This window comes from Dysgonomonas sp. GY617, assembly GCF_015233815.1.
In the GTDB taxonomy this organism is placed as follows: Bacteria; Bacteroidota; Bacteroidia; order Bacteroidales; family Dysgonomonadaceae; genus Dysgonomonas_A.
On record NZ_JADCLR010000021.1, the window covers coordinates 516,666 to 532,062 of the forward strand.

Annotated in this window: 13 protein-coding genes; 10 read left to right on the forward strand and 3 right to left on the reverse strand. The window is 36.1% G+C overall.

Features of this window, described 5'->3' with window-relative positions:
* Positions 1–126: 126 nt before the first annotated feature.
* Positions 127–360 (reverse strand): hypothetical protein, encoded by a 234-nt coding sequence (locus tag IR022_RS12215; RefSeq protein ID WP_194203894.1) that lies wholly within the window; start codon positions 358–360, stop codon positions 127–129.
* Between the two features lie 333 nt (positions 361–693).
* Here IR022_RS12215 and IR022_RS12220 point away from each other — a divergent pair, with 333 nt between their 5' ends.
* The 3 genes from IR022_RS12220 to IR022_RS12230 all read left to right on the forward strand — a co-directional run bounded on the left by IR022_RS12220 (position 694) and on the right by IR022_RS12230 (position 5,073).
* Positions 694–2,235 (forward strand): glycine--tRNA ligase, encoded by a 1,542-nt coding sequence (locus IR022_RS12220; RefSeq protein WP_194203895.1) that lies wholly within the window; start codon positions 694–696, stop codon positions 2,233–2,235.
* A gap of 638 nt (positions 2,236–2,873) precedes the next feature.
* Complete coding sequence (locus IR022_RS12225; RefSeq protein ID WP_194203896.1) at positions 2,874–4,244, forward strand: hypothetical protein; 1,371 nt, start codon at positions 2,874–2,876, stop codon at positions 4,242–4,244.
* Between the two features lie 169 nt (positions 4,245–4,413).
* Entirely contained in the window at positions 4,414–5,073 is a 660-nt protein-coding gene (locus tag IR022_RS12230) for an FKBP-type peptidyl-prolyl cis-trans isomerase (RefSeq protein WP_194203897.1), read from the forward strand.
* A 6-nt stretch (positions 5,074–5,079) separates the two neighbouring features.
* Here the strand turns inward: IR022_RS12230 and dacB are convergent, their stop codons facing one another.
* A complete protein-coding gene (gene dacB / locus IR022_RS12235; protein ID WP_194203898.1) occupies positions 5,080–6,516 on the reverse strand; it encodes a D-alanyl-D-alanine carboxypeptidase/D-alanyl-D-alanine-endopeptidase in 1,437 nt (478 codons plus the stop codon).
* Between the two features lie 116 nt (positions 6,517–6,632).
* Between dacB and IR022_RS12240 the strand changes: the two genes are divergently transcribed.
* The 3 genes from IR022_RS12240 (at position 6,633) to IR022_RS12250 (ending at position 9,242) form a co-directional block, all read left to right on the forward strand.
* On the forward strand, positions 6,633–7,769 hold the full coding sequence (locus IR022_RS12240) for an AI-2E family transporter (protein WP_050708575.1): 1,137 nt from the start codon (positions 6,633–6,635) through the stop codon (positions 7,767–7,769).
* Between the two features lie 43 nt (positions 7,770–7,812).
* Complete coding sequence (locus IR022_RS12245; RefSeq protein ID WP_194203899.1) at positions 7,813–8,193, forward strand: DUF3127 domain-containing protein; 381 nt, start codon at positions 7,813–7,815, stop codon at positions 8,191–8,193.
* A gap of 95 nt (positions 8,194–8,288) precedes the next feature.
* Positions 8,289–9,242: an NAD(P)-dependent oxidoreductase gene (locus tag IR022_RS12250; RefSeq protein ID WP_194203900.1), complete on the forward strand. Its 954-nt coding sequence runs from the start codon at positions 8,289–8,291 to the stop codon at positions 9,240–9,242.
* A 93-nt stretch (positions 9,243–9,335) separates the two neighbouring features.
* Here the strand turns inward: IR022_RS12250 and IR022_RS12255 are convergent, their stop codons facing one another.
* Positions 9,336–10,694 carry a DUF4026 domain-containing protein gene (locus IR022_RS12255; protein WP_050708572.1) on the reverse strand — a complete coding sequence of 453 codons (1,359 nt, stop codon included), beginning with the start codon at positions 10,692–10,694 and terminating at the stop codon, positions 9,336–9,338.
* Positions 10,695–10,990: 296 nt separating this feature from the next.
* On the opposite strand from IR022_RS12255, the gene IR022_RS12260 reads away from it, so the two are divergent.
* The 4 genes from IR022_RS12260 (at position 10,991) to IR022_RS12275 (ending at position 15,388) form a co-directional block, all read left to right on the forward strand.
* Positions 10,991–12,541 (forward strand): L-lactate permease, encoded by a 1,551-nt coding sequence (locus tag IR022_RS12260; RefSeq protein WP_050708571.1) that lies wholly within the window; start codon positions 10,991–10,993, stop codon positions 12,539–12,541.
* A 119-nt stretch (positions 12,542–12,660) separates the two neighbouring features.
* Positions 12,661–13,401 carry a (Fe-S)-binding protein gene (locus IR022_RS12265; RefSeq protein ID WP_050708570.1) on the forward strand — a complete coding sequence of 247 codons (741 nt, stop codon included), beginning with the start codon at positions 12,661–12,663 and terminating at the stop codon, positions 13,399–13,401.
* Positions 13,398–14,774, forward strand: a complete 1,377-nt coding sequence (locus IR022_RS12270; protein ID WP_194203901.1) for a lactate utilization protein B — start codon at positions 13,398–13,400, stop codon at positions 14,772–14,774. Before IR022_RS12265 ends, IR022_RS12270 begins: the two co-directional genes overlap by 4 nt.
* Positions 14,775–14,809: 35 nt before the next feature.
* Entirely contained in the window at positions 14,810–15,388 is a 579-nt protein-coding gene (locus IR022_RS12275) for a lactate utilization protein C (RefSeq protein WP_194203902.1), read from the forward strand.
* The last annotated feature ends 9 nt before the right edge of the window (positions 15,389–15,397 follow it).

Genomic DNA, 15,397 nt, shown 5'->3' on the forward strand with positions numbered 1-15,397 from the left:
TTTTTTCAAAGTTAAAAGTATCTGTACTCAGAACTATACAGATCAGTCTTAAACAAAAGAAACTCCCGATAAAAATCGGGAGTTTCTTTTCAAATAAAGTTTTGCTTATGCTTTTTTTTTGAATATTCAATAGAATGGGTTGCTACGGTTACCTTTGTTTTTGTTGTATGAGTAATCTTTGAAAAAAAGGTAATAAAAAAGATATATCAAAAGAGCTGTGCCGCATACTATAGCTATGGTGACTCCCGATTTCCATACTATTTGCCAAGATATGGGTTGGATTCCCCACAGAGCCAATACCGTAAGGGTTGCACCTGTTAAAACAATAATTGTAGTAAGTATACCTATTAGCAATCTCATAATTAGTAATTTTAATTGGATTCTACATCAAACTTTCTTCTGCCTAAAATTAATGTGTAGTGTGTACCGTAAAAATAAGAAATAAAGATGAATATAGCCCTTGAAGCTTCAAAAAAGAAATGATTCTCTCTTGTTTCCTTCTTTTAGTCTGAAAACTGATAGATATTTAGGATTCTTTGAGTCAGAAATATGGAGCTAAAAGAGATATAATGACTGATAGTTATTAAATAGCTCATTTAATGGGTGTAGTCAGTTATTGTAACTCTGGTTTTTATGCAAAAAAAGTATTTACTTTGTCCATCCGAAAAAGAATAATGAAAGATTAGATATATTATGGCACAAGAAGACGTTTTTAAGAAGATTGTTTCGCATTGTAAAGAGTATGGGTTTGTATTTCAGTCCAGTGAAATTTATGATGGGTTGGGAGCAGTATATGACTATGGTCAAAATGGAGTTGAATTAAAAAATAACCTCAAAAAATATTGGTGGGATAGTATGGTACTACTCAACGAGAATGTTGTGGGTATCGATTCTGCTATATTTATGCACCCTACTATCTGGAAAGCTTCGGGACACGTAGATGCTTTTAATGATCCGTTGATTGACAATAAGGACAGTAAAAAACGTTATCGTGCTGATGTATTGGTTGAAGATTATCTGGCTAAGATTGACGATAAAATAAATAAAGAGGTAGAAAAAGCTGCCAAGAAATTTGGTGAAAGCTTTGATGCTTCTATGTTTCGTCAAACAAATCCACGTGTACTAGAAAACCAAGCAAAGCGTGACGAAGTACATGCTCGTTTTGCTAAGGCTTTGAACGATTCTGATTTGGAAGAATTGCGCAACATTATTGTTGATTGCGAAATAGTTTGTCCGATAAGTGGAACTCGTAACTGGACAGAGGTTCGTCAGTTCAATCTGATGTTTGCAACCGAAATGGGTTCTACGGCTGATGGTGCTATGAAAGTATATCTTCGCCCCGAAACAGCTCAGGGTATTTTTGTAAACTTCCTGAATGTACAAAAAACAGGACGTATGAAAATACCATTCGGAATAGCTCAGATCGGAAAAGCATTCCGTAACGAGATTGTTGCTCGTCAGTTTATTTTCCGTATGCGTGAATTCGAACAAATGGAAATGCAATTTTTCGTTCGTCCGGGTGAAGAGCTTGAGTGGTTCAAAATATGGAAAGAAACTCGTATGAAATGGCATAAATCGCTTGGTTATGGCGATGCTAAATATCGTTTCCACGATCATGATAAATTGGCTCATTATGCTAATGCAGCAACAGATATAGAATTCGAAATGCCGTTTGGATTTAAAGAAGTAGAGGGTATTCACTCTCGTACCGATTTTGACTTAAGTAGCCATGAAAAATTCTCAGGAAAGAAAATTCAGTACTTCGATTCGGAGTTGAATAAATCATACACTCCTTACGTTGTTGAAACATCTATCGGAGTAGATCGTATGTTTCTTTCTACTATGGCTGCTTCGTATTGTGAAGAAGTATTAGAAAATGGTGAAACTCGTGTAGTCTTGAGATTGCCTGCACCATTGGCTCCTATTAAATTAGGAGTATGTCCTTTAGTAAAAAAAGATGGTTTACCCGAGAAAGCAAGAGAGATAATCGATGCATTGAAATTCGATTTCAAATGTCAATATGATGAAAAAGACAGTATCGGAAAACGTTATCGTCGTCACGATGCTATTGGTACACCTTATTGTGTAACTGTAGATCATCAAACATTAGAAGACAATACTGTTACTATCCGCTATCGTGATACAATGCAGCAAGAGCGTGTTGCTATCAGCGAGCTGTCAGCAATAGTAGCTGATAAAGTGAGTATGAAAAGCCTTCTTAAGAATTTAGGATAAGAAACTGTTAATAATATATAGAAGCAGCCCTTGTTTATCAAGGGCTGCTTTTTTTTGAGTATAAGTTGAGAAAGATTGTTAATAAGGATCGTTTCGAGTCATTTTAGCTTCTTTTTGATTGATATTATTTCTTCTTTCATCGATGTGGCCTATGTTTTCTTGTGCTTATTGTGTTGGAAATTAATTGTTTGAATCTATGTTTTTTGTTTTTAACTAATTTAAAATGCAAATCTGATAAAAATATATTTCCTTTGTAGTGTCAATTAGACGCAATTAGAGGGGCTGAAGTTGTAAAATTTATGTTTTTATTTGAAGAGAATCTTGAAGAGGTTCTAATCTGAAGATTCTTAGAGGTTTTCTAAACTTATAGGAACTATAAGTTGTGGGTAAGATTATACTAGTCAATCGAAACCTACTTTGTTTGAAACACTCATAGATGATTATAACATTTTTTGCTTTTGTTGGTCTATCTGAGAACCTAAGAATTGAATATTGCAATGGGTGTTTATCGGCAAGCTACTGATCACTAACATTAGTCGTATTTTATTTTGAGTTGGAGTTCTATTCTCTCATAGTTGTTTGTGAAAGAATGTCCTAATTTTTAAAAAAGTAAATGTTAAACTCGATTAAGCTAGAAAATGAAGAAAAAAATCCTTTTTATTTTATTATTACTCACTGTAATGTTTAGAGCCAATGCTCAGGTGGGAATTAATACAGAAAATCCTAAAGCAACACTAGATGTTAGTGCTGCTAAAACAGACGGGACTACTGCTGAAGGAATTATTGCACCTAAATTGTCTCTTCAACAATTAGTTGTTAAAGATGCAAAGTACACTGCTGACCAAGTAGGTACAATTGTTTATGTTAACGATATATCGGGTACAGTCAGTACCAAAACCGCTAATATAAAGAAGGTAGGGTATTATTATTTTGATGGTACTTTATGGAAATCTTTTGATCAGGGGTGGGGTTTAACCGGAAATAGTGGAACTGATGGTGCTGTTAATTTCTTGGGTACTATAGATGATAAGGATCTGGTATTTAAAAGAGGAAATCAATTAGCCGGTTATTTGGGAGGTACCTCTGGTAATGCATCAAATAATACTGCATTTGGTGTAGGAGCACTTAGTCTTAGTGCAACTGAGATAGGAGCAAATGTGGCTATGGGAAACAATAGTTTACAAAATAATCTTAAAGGTGTTAGTAACACTGCCATAGGGCATAGCTCTCTTAGGAATAGTACTGGTGGTAGTGGTAACTGTGTAGTTGGTACTAGTGCTTTAATAGCTCTTACCACCGGAGGCGGAAATACAGCACTAGGGTATAAGGCTGGGATGGGACTTGTTTCGGGTACTAATAATATTGCTATTGGTGGACAAACTGTATTACCCGAAACTGCCTCTAATCAAATGAATATAGGTAATTTGTTATTTGCTACGGGGCTTAGTACCTCTACTGATCCAGTATCAAGAGTAGGAATAGGAACACCCTCTCCCGCTGCTAGATTGGATCTAAATGGAGATTTAATTATTAGAACAGCTAAGGCTTCAGCTACAAATGTATCTGTAGTTGTGCGTAATAATGATACAGGTTTGATTGGTGTACTACCTCAAACACATTTTACGTTGGTTGTGGCTGCCGGTGCTACTGCATCAATATCTACTGCATCATTGCCTTATCCGTCAGCAGGTTCCCTTGTTATAACTTCAGGTAACCAATGCGGTAGATTTGTGACTGCTATGTTTAGCGTTGTGGTGTCACATCCTACAGATTTTAGCCTTCCAATTGTATACCAAAATAGCATGGCTAGGCAGGTTGTGGGAATACCAACAAAAATAAACTCCTTCAAGTATCAGCTAAAGTTTCCGGAGGTAACTCCATGTCAAACAGAGGGAGGTACCACTCAGTTCGATTTTACTCTGGATACAAGCGTGCCGGGTCAGGTATCTATTACCAATAATGGAGATTTTGAACGTACTTATACTTTGAAAATTTCTCAAGTAGGATAATATTAATATTAAAGAGATTATAAATATAACGGCTTTATTTAGAGAGTGAGAATGATTTTTGAATCATTCTCACATTTATTTTATAGAGTATATGTTGATATTCACATTTTTTATATCAGACTTCTATTAAAAACCTCTATTTTTGCCACATAAATTGAAAATTAGTCTAATGAGAAAGAAATTATATCTTTTCCCTTTGTTCCTTTTAGTATTTTTCATGTTTACAACAACATCTTGTCTTAATAGCAATAATGATAATGATGTAGAAATAGATGAAGAGTGGAAAGCTTTAAATGAAACACGATTTGCAAAAGTCGCTAGCGATGATTCTTTTAATGCATTATTGTCTCAGTCGGGTAATGGTAAAGTATACTGGCAGCCATCAACAGTAATTACGGATGGTAATTCAGTAAGAATGACTGTTGAAGGAAGACCTGAATTTACTGATACGGTAGTTGCTCGTTATGAGGGATGGTATTTTGATAGAGATAATAAAAAAATAATTTTTGATTCTACAGAAAATCCATCACTAATATCTCAGATAAATTATACATATGGACTGTCGTCAAGTGTACAACCAAACTATACTAGATCACAATTTACAGTGAATAAAGTTATTGATGGTTGGATTACGCTTCTTCAAGATATGAAAGTTGGAGATGAGCGTGTTGTTTGCATCCCTCAAGAACTAGGGTATGGTAGTGTTGACAATACATATACTCCAAATGTAACAGGAGCTTCTACTTTTAAGATTATTCCTGCTTATACAACTCTTTGGTTCAGAATCAAGTTATATGAAATTATACCGATGAAACCTTTAAAGGACTAAAATCGGTCAAAAGATATCTAATAATAAACTTTCAATAGCCCTCACAACATCTTTGCGGGGGCTATTGTAGTTATTAACCATAATACTAAAGGTGTATTTTTTGTCTCCATCTATGTAATAACCTGCATAGCACTGTACATTGGCAATACTCCCACTCTTTACATAAAGTTTTCCTTGTAAACGAGTTCCTTTTAATAAATTTCTAACCGTACCTTCTTTTCCTGCTTTGGGTAATGATGTAAAGAATGCGTTTGAATACCTGCTCTTTGTTTGCATATACGCTAATATATCGCAAAGAATCTCGGGATTGATACTGTTTGATGGAGCTAATCCGCATCCGTCATAAATGTGTATTCCATCTGTATTTAGACCTTTAGATGCCCAGAAGTTGTTTGTTCTACTGATTCCTTCAATAAGAGGATCACTATATATATCGGTGTTGGAGCTGCGTCCAATGGCTCTCATTAAATGTTCTGAATAATGGTTGTTACTCTTCTCATTAACTACGCGTATAATATCTTTTAAGGAGGGAGATAGCTCTCTGTAAAAAGGAACTGCTTGATAGGAGGTTGCTCCATAAGAATTGTACATCTGCTTGAAATATTGTTGTCGTGCAGTTTCTATTGAATTTATTCTAAAGTTGTTTTGAGCTAATGTATTCGCAAGAGTTTCACCTAACACCATTCCCGGATCGGGAAAATCTCCTTTAATAATAAAAGATGATCTTTTGGTTGGAATATCTCCTACCAGCCTTCTGTGATTAGAGAATGGTTCTCCATTTATGTTACTATTGTCTTTGTTCTCGTAATTCAATTGCAGATTATTAGTGAATATAATATTCCTCATGTCAGGAACCGTTTTTATGATAACGGGACAAGTATCTGTTCTCATTGTATTCAGATACAATTGATAGGTATTGTCAAAAATACTAATACCATAAGCTCCCGAAGCAAAGTAGTTTCCCATGTCCTCTTTGAGCCATTTGGATGATATTCCGTTATAGCCGAAAAAATCATCGGCAATTGTAATGTCAATAGGATATTCAGGTCTAAATTTTTTCTGAATCTGTTGTACCCAATTCGCCAAAAATGCAGTAGGAGTATCAAATAGATACTGACTACCGAGAGTTGGATCTCCAAATCCTTTAATAATCAAGTGGCGGGAATTGTTTGGGTCAATGGATAGTTCTGTTGCAAATTGATAATTTTCACCTAATAATTCAATAGCGGTTGCAGTTGTCAATATCTTTAGAGTGGAAGCAGGCGTTAAAGAAGTAGCTTTGTTATATGATATGATCTCGTTTCCCGAAAGGTCTTTTACACAGAAGCCGATTGAAGCATGTTCGAATCCGGGTGTTTGTACAAATTTTTCAATTGCAGCATTATTTTGTGCGGAAGCATTTATTAAACAGAAGCTTAGTATGGCGATTAGGTGAAATTTCATATGATAAGAGTTGAATAATATGTAATAAATATTTTACTTTATTTATTAGAGTTATTGTTTCTGAAAAAAAAAATATCTTTGTAAAGATAAACAAATCGAAAAATAAGAAAAATTTCATGAGGAACAGTTTTGATAGGCCTTTTACTTTCGATCGGGTAATCCGCTTGTCTATAAGTGTGATACTGATCGGGCTTGGCATATATATGATTTATATTCTGAGAAGCGTGTTGCTTCCGTTTCTAGTGGCTTGGTTAATGGCTTATCTGCTAAATCCTGTTGTTCGTTTTATCAAAGACAAACTTAGGCTAAAGAAGAGAGTTGTTGCCGTGTTAATTACTTTTGCAATGCTCATTGGGGTGTTAACGCTTTTCTTTTTTTGTATAACACCTTTGGTGGAAAACGAACTTTATCAGATCAATAGTCTTATTACTTCATACGATCTTCAATCCTTTACGGTCAATGGTATGCCATTGAGCGTACACGATTTTATTGCTAAAAATATTGATTTCGATTCTCTCAGAAACGTCTTGTCGAAAGAAAATGCTTCTGATACAATTAGATATTTGATTCCGACTCTAGAAAACATGGTATCTAATAGTATATCTTTTATTCTCGGTTTTACAGTAGTGTTTATTATTATATTATATCTGATATTTATTTTATTGGATTATGATAAGATCAATAAATTGTGGATGGATCTTATTCCTCATCGCCATAGAGCTTTTGTTAGCAGAGTAACTGTAGATGTTGAAAGAAGTATGAATACATATTTCCGTCATCAGGCACTTATCTGTGTTATTGTGGCTATTTTATTTGCAACGGGTTTTCAGATAATAGGATTGCCTTTGGCCATAGTGCTGGGCATTCTTATCGGGTTCCTACATATGGTACCCTATATGCATATTATAAGTATAGTGCCTGCTGCATTATTATGTTGGTTAAAGGTTTCTCAAACGGGTGAGAGCTTTTGGGCTCTTATCGGATTGGTTATTTTACTCTATCTTGTTATCCAATGTATTATCGATATTATACTTGTACCTCGAATAATGGGTAAAGCTATGGGGCTCAATCCGGCTATAATATTACTGTCTCTTTCTATCTGGGGTTCACTTATGGGTATTGCCGGAATGATTATAGCAATTCCTCTTACTACATTGCTGCTTTCTTATTATCAGCAATTTATAGACTCAGAGGAAGAAGTAGAAGGGGGTATTTCTTCTGAAAAATCAGATAAAGAACTCTCTAATGAGTAGTTTTTTGTACCTTTGTCTTTAATAAAAAATTTAAGATTGAATTATGCAATTAATAGCAAAATTAATACAAGTATTGCCAGTCCAAACCGGAATGGGAAAAAACGGAGAGTGGAAAAAACAAGACGTAGTTGTTGAAACAGATGGTCAATATCCAAAGAAAGTATGTATCTCAATATGGGGTGATAAAGCCAGCGAATCGGTACTTCAAATCGGAAATATGCTTGATATATCTTTTGATGTAGAAAGCCGCGAATATAATGGACGTTGGTACACAGATGTAAAAGCTTGGAAAGTAGATTTAGCTATGCCTTCTGCAGGTGGTGCAAGTCAGGGAATGCCTGAATATGCTCAACAAACGCCTCCTCCTCCTCCTGCTCCTGCCGATTTTGGTGGTGGAGATAGTGCCGACGATCTGCCTTTCTAATTATTTGTTGAAAGCAACATATCGTTTTCTGAATCTTTACTCATAAAGATATAAGTATCTTGCTAGAATATTAAATAGTTTTTAGAACTTAGATTATGAAGAAGAAAGTATTGTCGGGACATAATTTTCATCGTGAGCCTTTTCAAGTATTAGATGATTTGTTTGATGTAACGTATCCTCCAACAGGACACTTCAAAAAAGATCAGATACTTGATATTATAGAGGATTACGAGGTCTTTATCCCAAATTTTAGCTTTTATACAGATAAGGAAATTATCGATAAAGCGAAGAATTTAAAGCTGATAGCTAACTTTGGTGTAGGATATAATAATATTGATGTAGAGTATGCAGCTCAAAAAGGAATTGCGGTGACTAATACACCCAATTCGGTTTTAGAGCCTACTGCCGAACTTTGTTTCGGTCTCATACATGCAGTTGCTCGTCGTATTGGTTTTTACAACAATAAGTTGCGTACGCCGGAAGGGCTGAGCTGGGGATTATATGATAATCCGGGAATAGCTATTTTTGGAAAAACGCTAGGGATATATGGTTTTGGACGTATCGGTCAGGCTGTTGCCAGACGTGCTATTGCTGCCGGAATGAATATTATTTATCATAATAGAAAACCTGTTGCAAAAGGTATAGAAGAGCAGTATAATGCTAGGTATGTAAGTTTCGATGAGTTACTTTCTCAATCTGATTTTATAACTATTAATGCTCCTGCTACACCCGAAACTTATCATATTATTGATGAGAAGGCAATTAATAAGATGAAATCAAACGCAATACTTATTAATACTTCCAGAGGTTCTACGGTTGATGAGGCTGCATTAATAAAAGCGTTGAAAGATAATCGGATATTTGGTGCAGGATTAGATGTTTTTGAGAACGAACCTCGTATCAACCCCGAATTTCTAACACTCGATAATGTTGTTCTGACTCCTCATACGGGAACTCAAACTATCGAAGGTAGATATGATATGCAACGCGAGGTAGCCGAAAATATAATAAATTTCTACAATGGAGGAGAAATTTCTAAGGTGAACTAAGTAAGCTGAAAAGTAGAATTAAGATAAGACGATTAAATAAAAAGCCCTTGTGAATCTAATTCACAAGGGCTTTTTATTTTCTGTTGTAATATGTTAATCATCAATATCCTCTTCCTCAATTAGCTGATAAACGGAATCGGGGGTATATTGGTTACCTTCTGCATCATAAATAATCCAATCTGTTAATACTTCAATCGGGTATGATTTAATATCGCCCTCTTTAAGAGAATCTATCCAATAAGGTGCATTAAGGAGTTTTCCCTCTATCTTTTTAGTATCAGCCGAAATAACACTGAACCATAGATGTTCTCTTTCGGTATTGTTATTAGCATTGTCTACTATTAGACCAAATTTAACGATGAAAGACCATTGATTTTGATTCTCTTCTTTTTTTCCAAATAACTTTTTAAAGAATGACTTTGTAGATGGTACTGAATGTTTCTCGAAAATATGTAGAAAGTGAAAGAAACGATCTTTAGCTAATCTGCTCATTCTTAAAGTTTCCTCAGTGGAAACAAATAAAATAGGATTATTGGCAAGAGTAGAGGCGTATATTTCGGGCGAAATAAGGTTTCCGTCTTCAATAGCAAAGAGTACGCCCGAAGGTTCCGAGTGTGCATTGGAGTCTCCCTCTCTATCGTGAAAGCCACCCAGAATAGGAGTCTTAAAATCCTTCAAGGCTTCTTCCCAACGAATCCAAGTCAGATTTATATCTAATCCGTCAAAACCTGCGGTAAATTTTTCATTTTCTTTTACCGGGTCTGATAGAAATCGTTTTACAGTATGGTTTACCAGATCATACATCTGTTGTGCACCATTAGTGGTATTTAGTATCTCGAGTTCAACAAGACCACATCTAACCAACCCATGTGTGTGAAACCAATATTCCGTTTTTTCTCCTTTTTCATCATATACTGCATGAAGTGCATATAAATAATCGGGCGAAGGTGGAATTTTTGAGGATGCTGTCAAACTTAGCCATTTTCCCGAAAGAAGTCGGAAAGACATAAAATCAATAACTAAACTAGCATCGGGTACTATGGCATCCAATACCTTTAGTTGAAGATGAAATGAATCGAGAGCTTTCGATCCAAAGTTTACAGCAGCGTTAATATATTTTTTTTGCGATAAAGCAATATTAAAATCATCTTCATTTACCATATTGGCAAGCCCGAATTCTTCAAGGCGAAGGTCTTCTACTGATAGTACCGATAATACAACTCTGTAAACCTCATTTAAGTATTCTATTGTAGCAATATATTCCTTTTCAACATGGTCGGGAGCTTGTGATAGTTCGAAGGATAAAAGGTTGAAGCCAATGGAGTTGCTGAGGGAGTGGTTGATGTAATCTTGAGTGAAAAGGCTTTCTTGTTTATAAGATATAACCCCCATAATTGAAGGTTGAAAGATTTCTCCTTCACTCAATAGCCTATATTTATTGTCGTTTTCCATATTTATGTCAAGTGAATTTGTAACCAAAGATAAGAATAATAGGGATAAATTAATCTTAGTTGGATTTTGAATTGAGGCTTTCAAGTCTTACAACACCTATATTACCTGAGATTTTACAATTCTTAAACAAATATGCAATATAACATATGAATAGATAGTCGTTTTTTGGAAAAAAAAATATAATTTGCGTTGTCTATCTGGAGTTAACCCCAATTTGGAAACAAACTAATACAATTTCTGCCATGGTTTTAAACGTAATTCTTCAAAGTTCTAATTTAGTCGTAGACCTTAATTGGATGTCAGTTGTATTTGCCGCAGTGCCTGTAATTCTACTTATCATTTTGATGGGTTTTCTGAAAATGTCGGGAGATAAGAGCGCACTTATAACATTAGCGACTACCGTTTTAATTGCCTTATTTGCATTCCATCTTCCTGCGGCAGATACGGGATTGTCAATTATTTATGGAATTCTAAAGGCTATATTCCCTATATTGATTATTATCATTATGGCTATATTCAGTTATAATGTATTGGTACATACGGGGAAAATGGAGGTGTTGAAAGAACAGTTCTCTTCTATATCATCGGATAAATGCATTCAGGTTTTGCTTCTAACATGGGGGTTTGGCGGTCTTTTGGAGGGAATGGCCGGATTTGGAACAGCGGTTGCTATTCCTGCTGCTATATTGATTAGTTTAGGTTTTAAGCCAATCTTTTCGGCAGTAGCCAGTCTGATAGCCAATAGTGTTGCAACTGGATTTGGTGCTGTAGGTACTCCCGTTAAAGTATTGGCGGAACAAGCCGGAGTAGATAACATACAGGTGTTAAGTACACAAGTCGTGTTACAATTATCACCCTTAATGATACTTATACCCTTTGTGCTTGTGTTTATGACCGATCCTCGAATTAAATCTTTACCTAAACATATTCTATTGAGTGTTATCGTTGGAGTTGTTTCGTTGGTAACACAATATATAGCTGCAAGATATATGGGAGCCGAAACGCCTGCGATATTGGGTAGTATTGCTTCTATTATTGCAATAATTTTATATGCTAAAATTACTGCAACAGATGAAGATAGAGAATTGAAAGCTAAATTTCCTCAACGTTCTTGGGGCGAGATAATAAGTGCATGGAGTGTTTATGGTTTGATATTGATATTAGTAATATTAACCAGTCCATTATTACCATTTAGGACTATGCTTGCTCCGATTTTAAGTACAACCTTTAGTTTTAATATATTTGATACTGTTGCACAGGCTGATATTGTACGTGCTGTGAAAATCTCATGGCTTATAGATGCCGGTGTTCTTTTATTCCTAGGTTCTATTTTAGGAGGACTAATTCAAGGAGCTAAAATTATTGAGCTGTTGAAACTATTAGGTAAAGTTATAAAGCAACAACGCAAAACTATCATTACAGTGTGTTGTCTTATTGCTCTTTCTTCGGTGATGGATTTCTCGGGAATGATAGGTGAACTAGGTTTAGCTTTGGCAATAACAACAGGTTCTCTATACCCACTATTCGCCCCAACAATCGGATGTCTTGGTACATTCCTTACAGGTAGCGATACTTCGTCTAATATTTTGTTTGGAAAACTTCAAGCTTCGGTTGGTAGCACTATTGGGGTCGATCCAAGTTGGTTGGCAGCAGCAAATACAGCAGGAGCAACAGGTGGAAAGATTATTTCTCCACAAAGTATAGCGGTTGCAACCTCGGCTTGTGGCTTACAAGGACGTGAAGGTGAGATAATGAAGAAGGCTATGCCTTTTGCTTTAGGATATATTGTTGTAGCAGGTCTCATGGTATATTTTGTTCCCAAATTGATGGGCACACTTATATTTTAAGGTCTCAAAATCCTTTGGTTACAAGAAGTGAGAGTGGATCTATGCATTCGCCATATATGACAGTTACATAGATCTGCTCCTATTAAGAAAAGCATATCAACTAAAAAACTATAATAGAAATGAAAGTCGGACTATTTATTCCATGTTATGTAAACGCCATATTTCCCGAAGTAGGCGTAGCGGCATATAAGCTGCTCGACCATCTGGGAGTAGAGGTAGATTATCCGATCGATCAAACTTGTTGTGGACAGCCCATGGCTAATGCAGGTTTCGAGAATGAGGCTATACCTTTGGCTCAACAATTCGAGAAGTTATTTGATAAGTATGAATACATTGTAGCTCCATCAGCGAGTTGCGCTGTATTTGTAAAAGAAAATTATCCTCGATTATTAGAGAAGGAAGGGCATCTTTGCCAAACTAGTGGCAAGATATATGACTTCTGCGAATTTCTGCACGATGTGTTGAAGGTGGATAAACTACCGGGAAAGTTTCCTCATAAGGTGAGTGTGCACAACAGTTGTCACGGAGTACGTGAGCTTCATTTGTCATCCGCTAGTGAGTTGAATATCCCCCGCTATTCAAAAATCAGAGATTTATTGGATAAGGTTGAAGGGATTGAAGTACTCGAACCGCAAAAAGTGGACGAGTGTTGTGGCTTTGGTGGTATGTTTTCCATCGAAGAACCCTCTGTATCCGTATGTATGGGACAAGACAAAGTAAAGAACCATATGGCTACGGGTGCTGAATATATTACGGGCGCTGACAGCTCATGCTTGATGCATATGCAAGGAGTGGTAAGTAGAGAAAAACTACCTATCAAGTTTATTCATGTTGTTCAAATTTTAGCTGCCGGACTATGAGTACAAAACATACAGAAGCTGCAAACCGCTTCATAGCAAATAAAGAACAGGAGACATGGCACAATGAGACTCTGTGGTTTGTTCGAGAGAAGAGAGACAAAATGGCTATGGATGTACCCGAATGGGAAGAGTTGAGAGAATTGTCGAGCAAAATAAAAATGCACACAATTACTCATCTTGATAAATATGCTGAAGAATTTACCAAGAATGCCGAAGCAAATGGGGTGATAGTGCATTGGGCAAAGGATGCTAAAGAGCATAACGAGATAGTATATAGTATCTTGGCAAGACACGAGGCTAAAAAACTGGTAAAAAGTAAATCGATGCTTACTGAAGAATGCCACATGAATCCTTATCTCATAGAGAAAGGTATTGATGTTGTGGAGAGTGATCTTGGCGAGCGTATTCTTCAATTAATGGATGAGCCGCCTAGCCACATTGTGATGCCTGCCATTCACTTGAAAAGGCAAGAGGTTGGTAAATTATTTGAGGAAAAATTACATACTGAAAAAGACAATAGTGATCCGACTTATCTGACTCGTGCAGCGCGTCAGCATCTACGAAACGAATTCCTTACAGCAGATGTGGGAATGACGGGATGTAACTTTGCTGTTGCAGATACGGGTGATGTGGTGGTATGTACCAATGAAGGTAATGCCGATATGGGAACATCACTTCCTAAAATACATATAGTATCAATGGGATTAGAGAAACTGATTCCCAATCATAAATCGTTGGCTGTATATTCTCGTCTATTGGCTCGTTCGGCAACGGGGCAACCTGTAACGTCGTACATGTCCCACTTCCGTAAACCACGCGAAGGTGGTGAAATGCACATTATTATTGTAGATAATGGCAGGAGCGATATTTTGGGTAATGACGAGCATATTCAAACATTGAAATGTATTCGTTGTGGGGCTTGTATGAATACCTGCCCTGTATATCGTCGTAGTGGAGGATATTCCTATACCTATTTTATACCGGGTCCAATCGGGATTAATTTGGGTATGTTAAAGAATCCCGAAGAGTATTACGATAACGTTTCGGCTTGTTCGCTGTGTTATTCTTGTAACAATGTTTGCCCTGCAAAGATTGATTTGGCTGACCAGATTTACAGATGGAGACAGAACTTAAATTCTTTAGGTAAGGCTGATAAGATGAAAAAGATGATGTCGGGAGGAATGAAATTTTTATTCACTCATCCTGCATTATATAAAGCAGGTCTGAAAATGGCTCCTATTATCAATCATATGCCTCGATTCCTTATTTATAATGGATTGAATGATTGGGGTAAAGGGCGCGAACTGCCTAAGTTTGCATCAGAATCTTTTACTTCGATGTGGAAGAAAGGTAAAGTTCAGAAGAATAAGTAAATAAAAGGGTCTGAGACCTTAAAAAGAATTAAGCTATGAGTAGTAAGAATGATATATTATCGAATGTAAAGCGACATATTAAAGTTCAATATGATATGCCCGATTTAGATATTGCTGCGATTCAATATCCCGACAAGCTCGAAAAATTTACTCAGATGTGTAAAGCAGTGGGCGGCGATGCTATGGTTGTAAAGGAAGGAGAAGATATAAATGCTTTGATACGTTCTCTATATCCCGAGGCTAAAATTATAGCCTCTAATCTGCCCGAAATCGATATAGCAACTATTAATCCTGATAATGTGGAAGATGCCCATAGTTTAAATGGGACTGATCTGGCAGTTATTCAAGGAGAAGTGGGCGTTGCAGAAAATGCTTGTGTATGGATACCACAGAATGTAAAAGAAAAAGTAGTTTATTTTATTTCCGAGTATCTGGTTATTCTTCTAGATAAAAACAAGATTGTACATAATATGCACGAAGCTTATGATCAGATAAAGTTTAATGATTATGGTTTTGGTGTATTTATTTCGGGACCGTCTAAAACGGCTGATATAGAACAATCATTAGTAGTAGGGGCTCACGGAGCTAAAGGTGTGATTGTATTGTTGAAATAGTACATCGTT

What these genes read in the sequence shown, in the direction of transcription:
- IR022_RS12215 (WP_194203894.1), bottom strand. Translation starts at nt 360, where the DNA reads ATGAGATTGCTAATAGGTATACTTACTACAATTATTGTTTTAACAGGT.
- IR022_RS12220 (WP_194203895.1), top strand. Translation starts at nt 694, where the DNA reads ATGGCACAAGAAGACGTTTTTAAGAAGATTGTTTCGCATTGTAAAGAG.
- IR022_RS12225 (WP_194203896.1), top strand. Translation starts at nt 2,874, where the DNA reads ATGAAGAAAAAAATCCTTTTTATTTTATTATTACTCACTGTAATGTTT.
- IR022_RS12230 (WP_194203897.1), top strand. Translation starts at nt 4,414, where the DNA reads ATGAGAAAGAAATTATATCTTTTCCCTTTGTTCCTTTTAGTATTTTTC.
- dacB (WP_194203898.1), bottom strand. Translation starts at nt 6,516, where the DNA reads ATGAAATTTCACCTAATCGCCATACTAAGCTTCTGTTTAATAAATGCT.
- IR022_RS12240 (WP_050708575.1), top strand. Translation starts at nt 6,633, where the DNA reads ATGAGGAACAGTTTTGATAGGCCTTTTACTTTCGATCGGGTAATCCGC.
- IR022_RS12245 (WP_194203899.1), top strand. Translation starts at nt 7,813, where the DNA reads ATGCAATTAATAGCAAAATTAATACAAGTATTGCCAGTCCAAACCGGA.
- IR022_RS12250 (WP_194203900.1), top strand. Translation starts at nt 8,289, where the DNA reads ATGAAGAAGAAAGTATTGTCGGGACATAATTTTCATCGTGAGCCTTTT.
- IR022_RS12255 (WP_050708572.1), bottom strand. Translation starts at nt 10,694, where the DNA reads ATGGAAAACGACAATAAATATAGGCTATTGAGTGAAGGAGAAATCTTT.
- IR022_RS12260 (WP_050708571.1), top strand. Translation starts at nt 10,991, where the DNA reads ATGTCAGTTGTATTTGCCGCAGTGCCTGTAATTCTACTTATCATTTTG.
- IR022_RS12265 (WP_050708570.1), top strand. Translation starts at nt 12,661, where the DNA reads ATGAAAGTCGGACTATTTATTCCATGTTATGTAAACGCCATATTTCCC.
- IR022_RS12270 (WP_194203901.1), top strand. Translation starts at nt 13,398, where the DNA reads ATGAGTACAAAACATACAGAAGCTGCAAACCGCTTCATAGCAAATAAA.
- IR022_RS12275 (WP_194203902.1), top strand. Translation starts at nt 14,810, where the DNA reads ATGAGTAGTAAGAATGATATATTATCGAATGTAAAGCGACATATTAAA.